Below are 13,946 nucleotides of genomic sequence, written 5' to 3'. Positions count from 1 at the left end.
TAAAAAAATTATTTTAAAATTCTGGGTACTCTTTTAGAAACAGAACACATTAACTCATAACCGATGGTATTAGAAGATTTAGCAACGTCATCTATTTTAATATTTTCTCCCCATAATTCTACTGAACTTCCTACTTTAGCTGTTTTAATATTTGTTAAATCTACTGCAATCATATCCATAGATATGTTTCCTAATATTAATGTTTTCATACCTTTTACTAAAACATATGTCTTATTATTTATATTTCTGGGATAACCATCTGCATATCCACATGCAATGATACCTATTATATGTTTTTTATTTGTACAACATTGACCATTATTATATCCTATGATTTCTCCAGAAGATATTTTTTGTATAGATATTATTTTACTTTTTAAAGTCATAACAGGTTTTATATTTTTTTTAGAAATATCTTTCCAATTACCAGTTGGCGAGGCTCCATATAAAATAATTCCAGTTCTAATCCAGTCATAATGACTATATGAATGCCATAATATAGCTGCAGAATTAGCAAATGAACATGAAAAATTATAATAATTACGAATATTTTTTTTAATATTATTTATTTGTTTTTTTATAAAGTTAGAATTTTTTGATGCATCAGCAAAATGAGTCATTAAAGTAATTTTATAAACATTAATTTGATTTTTAATAATATTAATTATTTTTATAATATTTTTTACTGAGAATCCTAATCTATTCATTCCACTATTAATTTTAATATATATATTAAGTGGATATTTTGATTTATATTTAATTAAATTATTAAGTTGCCATTTACTATGTAGAGTTATAGTTAAGAAATATTTGTAAATTAAATATAATTCTTCTTTATTAAAAAAACCTTCTAATAAAAGAATAGGTTTATTATAGCCATTTTCTCTTAAAAATATAGCTTCATCTAGTGTTAAAACAGCAAAACCATCAGTATCATTTTTAATAAAAGGAAAAATATTTTTAATACCATGACCGTAAGCATCTGCTTTTAATACTGCCCAAATTTTAGATTTATGTGCAATATTTTTAATTACTTTTAAATTATTTTTTAATGCATTAGTATTAATAATAGCACAAATTGGTCTTATCATAATATTGATTCTTCCTTTAAAAAATAAAATTTTTATTAAAATATAAAATTATGTTTCATTTTTATGATTTAGTATAAATTAATATTTAACTTCAAAGAAGTTTATTATATAATTAATTCTAGAGAACTGTAATATTTCTTAGAAAGGATCTTAATAATGATTACCAGCAAATTTGGTATTGGTCAACAAGTAAGACATAAATTATTAGGTTTTTTAGGAGTTATAGTTGATGTTGATCCTGAATATTCTTTAAGTGATCCTAAAATTGATGAAGTTGCAGAAAGTATAACATTACGTAGTAAACCATGGTACCATGTAGTAATGGAAGATGATAATGGACAACCAATACATACTTATTTAGCAGAAGCACAATTATCAGGAGAACCATTAGAAAATGAACATCCAGAAAATTCATCATTAGATGAATTAGCATATGCAATAAAAAAACAATTAATAACACCTAAATTAAGGAATTAATATAAATAAATAAAATAAATTATTAATTAGTGTATGTTAAAAAACGAATTTTATGTTTTATTATATATTAAATTTAATGAAATTTATTGCATTTTTAATATGAAATAGAATTTTTTCTTTACCCATTAAATAAATTACATAATTAATAGGAGGAGTGTTTTCTAATCCAGTGATAGCTAAACGTAATGTCATAGCTAATTTTTTAAAAGATATATTTAATTTGTATATTATTATTTTTAAAACATCATCTATGTTTTTTAAAGACCATATGTTAATATTAACTAATTTTTTTTTAAATATTTCTAAAATTATTTTATCTTTTATATTTAAATAATTTTTAATTAAAATAATTTCTTTATAATTTGGATTATTATAAAAAATAAAACATAAATTTTTTATTTCATTGATTGAATTACATCTTTTGTAAAATATTTTATATAGATTTTCTAATTTTGGCCCATTATTAATATTGATATTATTTTTAATACAAATTTTTTTTATATAATTAATCATATCATTTTGTGATAATTTATTTAAATAATGTTTATTAAACCAGTTTAATTTTTTTATATCAAAAATACTAGACGACTTATTTAAGTTTTTTAAATTAAATAATTTTTTCATTTCTTCTAATGAAAAAATTTCTTTATTTCCATAAGACCATCCTAAACGTAAAATATAATTTAATAAAGCAAATGATAAATAACCATTTTCCTTATATTTTAAAATATTTAAATTATTATTTCTTTTTGAAATTTTTTTTCCTAATTTATCTGTAATTATAGAAACATGAGTATAGATAGGAATATTTGCTCCAATAGCATTAATAATATGTATTTGTTTAGGAGTATTATTTATATGATCTTCTCCTCTAATTATATGAGTAATTTTCATATCCCAATCATCTATTACTACACAAAAATTATAAGTAGGCATTCCATCTGTTCTTTGAATTATAAAATCATCTAATTCATTATTATTAAATTTTATTTTACCCCTAATTGTATCTGTAAATATAATATATTTATTTTTTGGGATACGTAATCTTATTACATAAGGTAATTTTTTATCATTTTTTAATTTATTATTACGACAATGACCATTATATTTAATTTTTTCTCCATTTATAATTTGTTTTTGTTTATTTGTTTCTAATTCTTGTTTAGAACAATAACATTTATAGGCTTTTTTATTATGTAACATGTTGTTAATAACATTATTATATCTATTTATTCTTTCACTTTGTAAATAAGGCCCTTCATCCCAATCAATATTTAACCATTGTAAAGTATCAATAATATTTTTAATAAAAATTTTTTTTGATCTTTTAAAATCAGTATTTTCAATTCGTAATATAAATTTACCTTGATTTTTTCTGGCAAACAACCATGAATATAAAGCAGTACGAATATTTCCTATATGTAGATAACCAGTCGGACTGGGTGCAAATCTAGTTATTATTTTCATAATTTTTAAAATTTTTTTGTATAGATTAAATAATATTATATAATAATATAAATTATTTTATTTTTATTTTAAACATTTTTAATAAAAAACATTGACATTATAGTATTAAAAAATATAGCATATAAGAATTATATTTTGGGTGATTAGCTCAGTTGGTAGAGTACCTCCCTTACAAGGAGGAAGTCGGCGGTTCGAATCCGTCATCACCCATAAAATTTATAAATTTTATATTTTGGGTCGTTAGCTCAGTTGGTAGAGCAGTTGACTTTTAATCAATTGGTCGCAGGTTCAAATCCTGCACGACCCAATAAATTTTATTTTTTATAAAAATAATAAAATTAAAGTAAAAATTAATTTTGTTAATTAGTTTGTAATTTATTGTGTATTAATAAAGATTATTTAATAATATTTAATTTTTTATATACTTCTATTATTATTATAATGAAATTAAGTAGTTAATTATGAATTAGAAAAATAATAATTATAACTTTATATATATAAAATTATAGAATTCATGATTTAAAAAAATATAAAATTTATTATTATTAAATAATAAATTTATGAATTCTAGTATAAAATAAATAATAAACAAAAATACTAAGTATTTATTGTTTGCTTAATGTTATAAGCTAATATATTAAAATTTTAAATTTAAAATTTTTAAATTTTTATTAAAAACTTTAAATATATTTTATTAATAAATTATGTATTCTACCATTTATGCGCCCTACAGGATTTGAACCTGTGACAAATAGCTTAGAAGGCTATTGCTCTATCCTACTGAGCTAAGGGCGCAGAATTATTATGTGTAAGTAATAATATCACTATTATAATATAGATTCAAATTAATTAAATAAATTTTATTTATTATTTTATTTTAACATGAGTATATAAAATGAATGCTAAAATTATTGATGGAAATATTATTGCTGAGAAAATATATAATAAAATTAATAAAAAAATGAAAATTCTTTTATTAAATAAAAAAAGAAAACCAGGTTTAGGAATTATTTTAATAGGCAATAATCCAGCTTCCGAAATTTATGTTAAGAATAAATTACAAATTTGTAAAAAATTAGGATTTTTTTGTTTTAAATATAATTTATCTAAAAATACTAGTGAAAATAAAATAATTAATATTATTAATTTTTTAAATAAGAAAGAATTTATTGATGGTATTTTAGTTCAATTACCTTTACCAAAAAAAATTAATAAAATTAAAATTTTAGAAAAAATACATCCATTAAAAGATGTAGATGGTTTTCATCCTCATAATATAGGACGTTTATGTCAAGGAGTTCCTTTATTACGTCCTTGTACTTCCTTAGGAATATTAAAAATATTAAAACATTATAATATTAATACATGTGGTCTAAATACAGTAATTGTTGGTGATTCTAATATAGTTGGGCGTCCAATGGCTATGGAATTATTATTAAATAAATGTACTATTACTATTACTCATCGTTTTACAAAAAATTTAAAACATTATATAAAATATGCTGATTTATTAATTGTAGCTGTTGGAAAACCTAATTTTATACCAGGAAATTGGATTAAAACAGGTTCTGTTGTAATTGATGTCGGGATTAATAGAATTAGTAATACTAAAATAGTAGGTGATGTTGATTTTCAATTAGCTAAGAAAAGAGCTTCGTATATTACACCTGTACCTGGAGGAGTTGGACCTATAACTGTAGCTACTTTAATGAAAAATGTTTTATATGCTTATGAAAAGCATAATTTTTTTAAAAAAAACTATGCTTAATATTTATAAAGTTAATTATTAAGCCGGATTCTGTCTAGAACAGTCATTTATCTAGAATAATAATCACTTATTATTTCAAGCAGCTTACCCAGATTCATAGTACGGGTAATACGAACCTTATTTAGCCTTGCTCCTGGTGGAGTTTACATTGACATATATTATTACTAATATACCGGTATGCTTTTACCATACCTTTTCACCCTTACCATATTTTAGAATATGGCGGTATTTTTTCTGTTGCACTATTCGTAAGTTTAAACTTCCCAGTAATTATCTGGCACCATACCCTACGGAGTCCGGACTTTCCTCTTTTATTAATTAATAAAAGCGACTGTTTTAATTAACTTTAGAATTATATAGTATACTATACTAATAATAATTAATATTTTTTTTTTATATAAAATTTATATAATATATTTTTTTTAATAGAAAAAATATCAGAAGTTATTTTTATTGCTTTTTTTGTTGATAGTTCTTTTTTTAAATTAAAAAATGTTTTAATTATTTTAGGAGATATTTCATAAACATTAGATTTAGATTGTTTATGTCCACTAATAACTAATATTAATTCTCCTTTTAATCGATTTAAATCTAATTTAATCCATTTAATTAAATTAGATACATTATCTCCATAAGTTTTTTCCCATTTTTTTGTTAGTTCTTTAACAAGAACTATATATCTTTTTTTTCCAAAAATTTTTTTTATATCATATAAACATTGTAATAATCTATGCGTAGATTCATAAATAATTAATGTTCTATCTTCTAGTTTTAATTTATTTAATCTTTGAATTCTTTTATTTTTTTTATGCGATAAAAATCCTTCATAACAAAATCTATTTGTTGGTAAACCTGATATAATTAATGCTAGAATCGCAGAACATGGACCTGGAATAGGTATAATATTAATATATTCTTGACGACATAATTGAATCATTCTATATCCAGGATCGTTAATTAATGGTGTTCCTGAATCTGCAACTAATGCAATATTATTGCCCTGTTTTATTTTTTCTAAAAAAATTTTTGAATTTTTTCTTTCATTATATTCATAATATGAATATAATTTTTTTTTTATTTTAAAATATTTTAATAATATTCCTGCTTTTCTAGTATCTTCAGCTAAAATATAATCTACTTTATTTAAAATCATTAAAGCTCTTCTACTTATATCATCATAATTACCTATAGGTGTTGCAATAATATATAAATTACCTGATTTAAAATTTTTCTTTTTCATATTTTTAATAATTCATTATTTAAAATATTTACTTTAATTATTTTATAAAATATATTAATATACAAGTTGTAATATAGCTTTATTAATCTAAAATGGAGGAATGGCCGAGAGGTTGAAGGCACCGGTCTTGAAAACCGGAAATAGGAAACTATTCGAGAGTTCGAATCTCTCTTCCTCCTATTTTTAATATTTTAACTACTAAAAAATATTTAATTTTAAATTAGTTATATAAATATGTATCTATACAGAAAAAAAAATGATTCATGGAATGAAAAATTAGCAATAAAAATTTCTTCTTTAGAAAATATTATTTTAACTACTAATCACTGGAAAGTGATATATACATTACGTTTTTTATATATAAAATATAATATACACCCCAATTTACGTATATTAATTAATACACTTAAAAAAAAACATAAAGACGTATATTGGGATAGTACTATTCTTTTTAACTTATTTCCTAATGGAACTATAAAACAAGCTTCTAATATTGCTGGTTTACCAAAGAGTAATGTTTGTTTATAAAATAATTTTTTATATTTTTAAAAAAAATATTTTTGACATTTATGATAAATTTTTTCTATATAAAAATATATAATTAACCAAATACAGCTATTTAAAATACTTTGTAAAAGTAATTCTAAATAATTATAATTAATATTATTTATATAATAAATAATACCATTTATAATAAATGTAACATATATTATAAAAAAAAATTTGTTTATTATATGCAAATTTATAATTAATTGATAATTATATGATATTAAATATGTGAGTATGCATAATAATAAACTATGTACTCCTAATATATAATTTAGAAAAAAATCTATTACTAATCCTATAAAAAAACTAGTAATTATATTAATAATATAAGGATATTTTATAATCCAGTAGATTAAAGTTAATATTAACCATGATATATGTAGTATAATATGATTATTTTGAATAAATAACATTTGTAAAAATAAAGATATTATAAAAGTTATATAAATAAACAATTTTAAAAAATAATTTTTCATATTTTTATTCTTAATTTATTAATAATATTAAGTATTTTATTTTTTCTATTTGTAAAAACGGTTTTACATATATTGTATTAAAATTTTTTTTTTTATCAAAAAATATATCAGTTATTTTACCTACTGGATAACCAATAGGATATTGTTCATCTAATCCAGAAGTAACTAATATATCTCCTTTATGAAGATTGATATCTGTAGATATATATTCAGATTTTAAATTATTTGTACATCCATTTCCATTAATTATAAATGTAATATTACTATTTTTTATTTGTACTGGTAAAAAAATTTTTTTATTACAAATTAACAAAACTTGACTACTTCTATTTTTACTTGATATGACTTGTCCAACAACACCTTGATTATTAAGAACTATTGTTCCTGGTTTTATATTATCTTTTAATCCTTTATTAATAAATATTACATCTTTATTTATAGGAAAATAAATAGGTATTATTTCTGCTAAGATATTTTTTTTTTCTTTTAAAATAGGTAATTGTAAAAAATTTCTTAAATTATCGTTATCATATTTAATTTTTTGTAAACTATATAATTTAATTTTTTGTTGTAAAATTTTATTATTTAAATTTTTATTTTTTTTTTGTAAAATATTATTTTTTATAAAATAATTAAATGTATTCTTATATATAGAAAATGGTTTATTTAAAATAAAATAAACTGGACTAATTTTACTATTAATATAGTAACGTAATTCTATAAAATAATTTGAATATATATCTGCAATTACAATTATTATAGAAATAACAATTGTAATAATCATTCTTGATTTAAAAATAGGTTTTTTATTAAAAATTAATTTCATAAATATATCATCTTAAAATTAGAATCTTATTCTTCACTAAATAAATCACCTCCATGTATATCAATCATATCTAAAGCTTTTCCTCCACCTCTTGCTACACAAGTTAATGGATCTTCTGCGATAGAAACCGGTATTCCTGTTTCTTCTATTAATAATTTATCAAAATTTTTTAATAATGCTCCTCCACCTGTTAAAATCATACCTCTTTCAGCTATATCAGATGCTAATTCAGGAGGACACTGCTCTAATGCAATCATTACAGCACTGACTATCCCTGTTAAAGGTTCTTGGAGAGCTTCTAAAATTTCATTTGAATTTAATGTAAATCCTCTTGGAACTCCTTCAGCTAAATTTCTTCCTCTTACTTCCATTTCTAATAATTCTTCTTCATTATTATAAGCTGAACCAATTCTATGTTTAATTTTTTCGGCAGTAGCTTCTCCAATTAAAGAACCATAGTTACGTCTCACATGATTGATAATTGCTTCATCAAATCTATCTCCTCCTATTCTTACAGAAGAAGAGTATACTACTCCATTAAGTGATATAACTGCAACTTCGGTAGTCCCTCCTCCTATATCAATAACCATTGAACCTGTTGCTTCTGAAACAGGTAATCCGGCACCAATTGCTGCTGCCATTGGTTCTTCTATTAAAAAAACTTCTCTAGCTCCTGCTCCTTGAGCTGATTCACGTATTGCTCTTCTTTCAACTTGAGTAGCACCTACAGGTACACATACTAAAACTCTAGGACTAGGTCTCATAAAACTATTACTATGTACTTGTTTTATAAAATGTTGTAACATTTTTTCAGTTATAAAAAAATCAGCTATAACACCATCTTTCATAGGTCTAATTGCAGAAATATTTCCTGGTGTTCTTCCTAACATTTTTTTAGCATTATATCCTACAGCTGCTACACTTTTAGGAAAACCTGCTTTATCTTGTCTAATTGCTACTACAGAAGGTTCATTTAAAACAATTCCCTGTCCTTTAACATAAATTAAAGTATTTGCTGTTCCTAAATCTATAGATAAATCATTAGAAAACATTCCCCGAAATTTTTTAAACATGATAAAAAAACCTGATTTTATATTTTATGGTTATTTTAATTAAATGTAATTTATTATATGATTCAATAATAAATAATAACATTATATTTAAAATAAATATATTATTAATTATAAATAAATAATATTTTTCAAAAAATAAAATTTTTTATATATTTAAAGTAAAATTACTATATACTAATTTTAAATATATTAAATTAGTTTAATACATAATTATGCATAAAAAAATCATAAAAAAATATCATATTTTGGTATTAAATGGACCTAATTTAAATCTTTTAGGGATTAGAGAACCTAAAAAATATGGTAATAAATCTTTAAAAGAAATTATTAATATTTTATTCAAAAAAGCTGAAAAAAAAAATTTTAAACTAAACCATTTTCAATCTAATGCAGAACATAAATTAATTGATTATTTAATAAAATATAAAGATAAATTTAATTATATTATTTTTAATCCTGGTGCTTTTACCCATACAAGTATTGCTTTACGTGATACTTTATTAGGAATTAATATTCCTTTTATAGAAGTACATATTACTAATATATATAAAAGAGAAATTTTTAGAAATAAATCTTTTTTTTCTGATATTTCTGAAGGAATAATTTTAGGATTAGGGACATATGGCTATGTTTTAGCATTAAAAATTATTTTTAGAAGATTATTAAATTAAAACTTTATTTAATAAAATTCTTTAAAATTTTGTATTTTTTTTAAAAAAAATGCAAGGATCAATTTCTCCATAATTATCTATAATTTTGACTTCTGGTTCTAACCAAATTCCGAATTTTTTCCCAACTGAATTATAAATTTTAATTGCTAAATTAAGTATATCTCTTCCTGATGAAGTATTAAATCTGTTTAAAAGAATTAAACATTGCTTAGAATGAACCATTACTCCTTTTCTTATATATCCTTTAAATTTACATTTATTTATTAACCATCCTGCTGATAATTTAAAAAAATTATTTTCTAAAGAGAAAGGCATATTTGAAAATATTTTTAATAATTTTTTCCCCAAATTGGGAGAAACTATTGGATTTTTAAAAAAACTTCCTGCATTTCCATAAATTTTATGATAAGGAATTTTTTTTTTTCTAATATGACAAATATAATTAAAAATTTTTTTAGGGGTAATATGAATATTATGTTTTAATTTTTTTAAATCATTATAATTTAAATTTGGAACCCATTTTTTAGATAAAAATAAACCTATAGAAATTATTATATAATTTTTATAATTATGTTTAAAGATACTATCTCTATATTTAAAATTACAATTTTTTTTATTAATTCTTTTAATATTTTTATTAATAGGATTAATTATGTCTACATATTCACAAAAATCTTGTATGCTAGAACCGTATGCACCAATATTTTGAATAGGAGCTGACCCTACACATCCAGGTATTAATGCTAAGTTTTCTAAACCATAAATTTTATTTTTAATTGTAAATTTTACTAATTTGTGCCAATTTTCACCAGAATTTATATGTAAATGCCAATATTTTTTAGATTCACTTATATAAATACCCTTTATTCTATTAACAATAACCAAACCATAAAAATTTTTTAAAAATAAAATATTACTTCCTTCTCCTAAAATTAGGCAAGGTCGGTTTTTTTGTTTATATTTTTTCCATAATTCACATAATTCTATTAAGTTTTTAACTTTTATAACTTTATTAGCATTAACATTTATATTAAAAGTATTTAATTTTTTTAGTGAATATTTACAAAAAATCATTTTTTTATTATATATCATTTATCCTGGTATTTACCTACTCTTACATGAGGAAAACCTCACACTACCATTGGCACTACAACGTTTCACTTCTGAGTTCGGAATGGATTCAGGTGGTACCATTGCGTTATTTATACCAGGAATATTTTATTAAATTATAAATAATTAATTAACAATTAAATCTAAACGATTCTGGTGTTGTAAGGTTAAGACTCACGGGTGTTTATTAGTACTGGTTAGCTTAACATATTACTATGCTTACACATCCAGCCTATCAACGTCATAGTCTTTAACGTCCCTTAAGGAATTTTTGTAAATAATTAACAAAAATTCAGGGAAGATTAATCTTAAGATAAGTTTCGCGCTTATATGCTTTCAGCGCTTATCTTTTCCGTATTTAGCTACCGGGCAATGCTATTGGCATAACAACCCGAACACCAGAGATACGTTCACTCCGGTCCTCTCGTACTAGGAGCAAATTCTTTCAATCTTCCAACGCCCACGGCAGATAGGGACCGAACTGTCTCACGACGTTCTAAACCCAGCTCGCGTACCACTTTAAATGGCGAACAGCCATACCCTTGGGACCTACTACAGCCCCAGGATGTGATGAGCCGACATCGAGGTGCCAAACACCGCCGTCGATATGAACTCTTGGGCGGTATTAGCCTGTTATCCCCGGAGTACCTTTTATCCGTTGAGCGATGGCCTTATCATACAGGACCACCGGATCACTAAGACCTGCTTTCGCATCTGTTTGAATTGTCATTCTCACAGTTAAGCCAGCTTTTGCCTTTGTACTAACCTCACGATTTCCGACCGTGATTAGCTGACCTTAGTACTCCTCCGTTACTCTTTAGGAGGAGACCGCCCCAGTCAAACTACCCACCAGACACTGTCTCTGACCCGGATAACGGGCCAAGGTTAGAATAATAAATATTAAAGGGTGGTATTTCAAGATTGACTCCATATTAACTAGCGTTAATATTTCATTGTCTCCCACCTATCCTACACATTAATATTTATTATTCAATATCAAGCTATAGTAAAGGTTCACGGGGTCTTTCCGTCTTGCCGCGGGTATACTGCATCTTCACAGCAATTTCAATTTCACTGAGTCTCAGGTGGAGACAGTCTGACCATCATTACGCCATTCGTGCAGGTCGGAACTTACCCGACAAGGAATTTCGCTACCTTAGGACCGTTATAGTTACGGCCGCCGTTTACCGGGGCTTCGATCAAGAGCTTCTTATTTAAAAATAATAACCCCATCAATTAACCTTCCGGCACCGGGCAGGCGTCACACCGTATACGTCCACTTACGTGTTTGCACAGTGCTGTGTTTTTAATAAACAGTTGCAGTCAGCTATTATCTTAGACTGATTTCAGCTTTGAAAGTAAATTTCTCTACTTACAATCAGCGTGCCTTCTCCCGAAGTTACGGCACTATTTTGCCTAGTTCCTTCACCTGAGTTCTCTCAAGCGCCTTAGTATTCTCTACCTGACTACCTGTGTCGGTTTGGAGTACGATTCAATATTATTTAAAGCTTAGAGGATTTTCTTGTAAGCAGGGTATCAATTACTTCAATACAATAAAGTATCTCGTCATTACGCCTTAATGTTTATAATTATTCGGATTTTCCTAAATAATTCATCTAAACGCTTAAACCAAGACTACCATCACTTGGCTAACCTAACCTTCTTCGTCCCCCCTTCGCAATAATAATGAGTACAGGAATATTAACCTGTTGTCCATCGATTACGCTTTTCAGCCTCATCTTAGGTTTCGACTTACCCTACCTCGATTACCGTTGGATAGGAACCCTTAGTCTTTCGGCGAATAGGTTTTTCACCTATTTTATCGTTACTCATGTCAGCATTCGCACTTCTGATCTTTCCAACAAACTTCACAATTTATCTTCAACAATTTACAGAACGCTCCCCTACCCAATAAATAAATTCTTTATTGTCGCAGCTTCGGTGTATAATTTAGCCCCGTTATATCTTCCGCGCAGGACGACTAGACCAGTGAGCTATTACGCTTTCTTTAAATGATGGCTGCTTCTAAGCCAACATCCTGGCTGTTTATGCCTTCCCACTTCGTTTCCCACTTAATTATAACTTAGGGACCTTAGCTAGCGATCTGGGTTGTTTCCCTCTCCACAACGGACGTTAGCACCCGCTGTGTGTCTCCCGTGATAACATTATTCGGTATTTGAAGTTTGCATCGGATTGGTAAATCTGGAAGATTCCCTAACCGAAACAGAGCTCTACCCCCGAATATGAATTACACGAGGCGCTACCTAAATAGCTTTCGGGGAGAACCAGCTATCTCCCGGTTTGATTGGCCTTTCACCCCTAACCACAAGTCATCCGCTAATTTTTCAACATTAGTCGGTTCGGTCCTCCAGTAAGCATTACCAAACCTTCAACCTGCCCATGGTTAGATCACCGGGTTTCGGGTCTATATCTTGCAACTAAAACGCCCTTTTAAGACTCGGTTTCCCTACGGCTTCCTTATACAGTTAACCTTGCTACAAAATATAACTCGCTGACCCATTATACAAAAGGTACGCAGTCACATTTTTTTCAAAATGCTCCTACTGCTTGTACGTATATGATTTCAGGTTCTATTTCACTCCCCTAACCGGGGTTCTTTTCACCTTTCCCTCACGGTACTAGTTCACTATCGGTCAGTCAGTAGTATTTAGCCTTAGAGGATGATCCCCCTATATTCAAACAAAATTTCACGTGTTTCGTTCTACTCTTCGAGAATATAATTATTATATTTTAGTATACGGGACTATCACCCTATATTGTATAACTTTCCAGTTATTTCTATTAATATAACAAATATGTATATCTCTGGGCTTTTTCCTTTTCGCTCGCCACTACTAAGGAAATCTCTATTGATTTCTTTTCCTCAGGATACTTAGATGTTTCAGTTCTCCTGGTTTGCTTCGTTATTCTATGTATTCAAATAACGATAATATATAATTATATATATTAGGTTTCCCCATTCGGATATCACCGACTAATAATGCTTTAAATCAACTTATCGATGCTTTTCGCAGATTAACACGTCCTTCATCGCCTCTGACTGCCAAGGCATCCGTCATATACGCTTATTTACTTAACCTTACAACCCACAATCGTTTAAATAAATTTAATATTAATTAAATAATTAAAATATTATTTTTTATTAAATTATTATTTTACCTAATTTTGAAAGAACAT

General features: G+C 25.4%; 11 protein-coding genes, 4 tRNA genes, 2 rRNA genes and 1 other RNA gene. 7 read left to right on the top strand and 11 right to left on the bottom strand.

What is annotated here, in order from left to right:
• Window positions 1-8: 8 nt before the first annotated feature.
• A complete protein-coding gene (alr, locus tag GJT94_RS00100) occupies window positions 9-1,091 on the bottom strand; it encodes an alanine racemase (RefSeq protein WP_168894125.1) in 1,083 nt (360 codons plus the stop codon).
• Window positions 1,092-1,247: 156 nt separating this feature from the next.
• On the opposite strand from alr, the gene hspQ reads away from it, so the two are divergent.
• Window positions 1,248-1,568, top strand: a complete 321-nt coding sequence (hspQ, locus tag GJT94_RS00095) for a heat shock protein HspQ (protein ID WP_168894124.1) — start codon at window positions 1,248-1,250, stop codon at window positions 1,566-1,568.
• 60 nt (window positions 1,569-1,628) lie between these two features.
• On the opposite strand, the gene gltX is transcribed toward hspQ, so the two are convergent.
• Entirely contained in the window at window positions 1,629-3,035 is a 1,407-nt protein-coding gene (gene gltX, locus GJT94_RS00090; RefSeq protein WP_168894123.1) for a glutamate--tRNA ligase, read from the bottom strand.
• A gap of 137 nt (window positions 3,036-3,172) precedes the next feature.
• On the opposite strand from gltX, the gene GJT94_RS00085 reads away from it, so the two are divergent.
• Both GJT94_RS00085 and GJT94_RS00080 read left to right on the top strand, forming a co-directional pair.
• Window positions 3,173-3,245, top strand: a tRNA-Val gene (locus tag GJT94_RS00085).
• Between the two features lie 24 nt (window positions 3,246-3,269).
• Window positions 3,270-3,342, top strand: a tRNA-Lys gene (locus GJT94_RS00080).
• A gap of 414 nt (window positions 3,343-3,756) precedes the next feature.
• On the opposite strand, the gene GJT94_RS00075 is transcribed toward GJT94_RS00080, so the two are convergent.
• Window positions 3,757-3,830, bottom strand: a tRNA-Arg gene (locus tag GJT94_RS00075).
• Between the two features lie 100 nt (window positions 3,831-3,930).
• Between GJT94_RS00075 and folD the strand changes: the two genes are divergently transcribed.
• Window positions 3,931-4,803 carry a bifunctional methylenetetrahydrofolate dehydrogenase/methenyltetrahydrofolate cyclohydrolase FolD gene (folD, locus tag GJT94_RS00070; RefSeq protein ID WP_168894122.1) on the top strand — a complete coding sequence of 291 codons (873 nt, stop codon included), beginning with the start codon at window positions 3,931-3,933 and terminating at the stop codon, window positions 4,801-4,803.
• A 3-nt stretch (window positions 4,804-4,806) separates the two neighbouring features.
• Here folD and rnpB read toward each other — a convergent pair.
• Window positions 4,807-5,151, bottom strand: an RNA gene (rnpB, locus tag GJT94_RS00065) — RNase P RNA component class A.
• A 31-nt stretch (window positions 5,152-5,182) separates the two neighbouring features.
• Window positions 5,183-6,043, bottom strand: coding sequence for a 16S rRNA (cytidine(1402)-2'-O)-methyltransferase (gene rsmI / locus GJT94_RS00060; RefSeq protein ID WP_168894121.1), 861 nt, complete (start codon window positions 6,041-6,043; stop codon window positions 5,183-5,185).
• 94 nt (window positions 6,044-6,137) lie between these two features.
• Between rsmI and GJT94_RS00055 the strand changes: the two genes are divergently transcribed.
• Window positions 6,138-6,222 (top strand) — tRNA-Ser (locus GJT94_RS00055).
• Window positions 6,223-6,277: 55 nt separating this feature from the next.
• Window positions 6,278-6,571, top strand: coding sequence for a TusE/DsrC/DsvC family sulfur relay protein (locus GJT94_RS00050; RefSeq protein ID WP_168894120.1), 294 nt, complete (start codon window positions 6,278-6,280; stop codon window positions 6,569-6,571).
• A gap of 17 nt (window positions 6,572-6,588) precedes the next feature.
• Here GJT94_RS00050 and mreD read toward each other — a convergent pair whose 3' ends face one another.
• The 3 genes from mreD to GJT94_RS00035 are packed head-to-tail and all read right to left on the bottom strand — an operon-like array spanning window position 6,589 to window position 8,967.
• Entirely contained in the window at window positions 6,589-7,068 is a 480-nt protein-coding gene (mreD, locus tag GJT94_RS00045) for a rod shape-determining protein MreD (protein ID WP_168894119.1), read from the bottom strand.
• Window positions 7,069-7,078: 10 nt separating this feature from the next.
• Complete coding sequence (gene mreC / locus GJT94_RS00040) at window positions 7,079-7,894, bottom strand: rod shape-determining protein MreC (RefSeq protein ID WP_168894118.1); 816 nt, start codon at window positions 7,892-7,894, stop codon at window positions 7,079-7,081.
• Between the two features lie 26 nt (window positions 7,895-7,920).
• A complete protein-coding gene (locus tag GJT94_RS00035; RefSeq protein ID WP_168894117.1) occupies window positions 7,921-8,967 on the bottom strand; it encodes a rod shape-determining protein in 1,047 nt (348 codons plus the stop codon).
• 224 nt (window positions 8,968-9,191) lie between these two features.
• Between GJT94_RS00035 and aroQ the strand changes: the two genes are divergently transcribed.
• Complete coding sequence (gene aroQ / locus GJT94_RS00030; RefSeq protein WP_168894506.1) at window positions 9,192-9,638, top strand: type II 3-dehydroquinate dehydratase; 447 nt, start codon at window positions 9,192-9,194, stop codon at window positions 9,636-9,638.
• A 21-nt stretch (window positions 9,639-9,659) separates the two neighbouring features.
• Here the strand turns inward: aroQ and murB are convergent, their stop codons facing one another.
• From murB to GJT94_RS00015, 3 genes are all read right to left on the bottom strand, one after another.
• Window positions 9,660-10,730, bottom strand: coding sequence for a UDP-N-acetylmuramate dehydrogenase (gene murB, locus GJT94_RS00025; RefSeq protein WP_246208897.1), 1,071 nt, complete (start codon window positions 10,728-10,730; stop codon window positions 9,660-9,662).
• 3 nt (window positions 10,731-10,733) lie between these two features.
• Window positions 10,734-10,850 (bottom strand): 5S ribosomal RNA (gene rrf, locus GJT94_RS00020).
• A 61-nt stretch (window positions 10,851-10,911) separates the two neighbouring features.
• A 23S ribosomal RNA gene (locus GJT94_RS00015) occupies window positions 10,912-13,848 on the bottom strand.
• Window positions 13,849-13,946: the final 98 nt, after the last annotated feature.

Origin of the sequence: Enterobacteriaceae endosymbiont of Donacia cinerea (assembly GCF_012569925.1) — a bacterium.
Lineage (GTDB): Bacteria > Pseudomonadota > Gammaproteobacteria > Enterobacterales > Enterobacteriaceae.
Note: the sequence above shows the minus strand (reverse complement) of the source record. Positions and strands in the feature narration are given on the sequence as shown.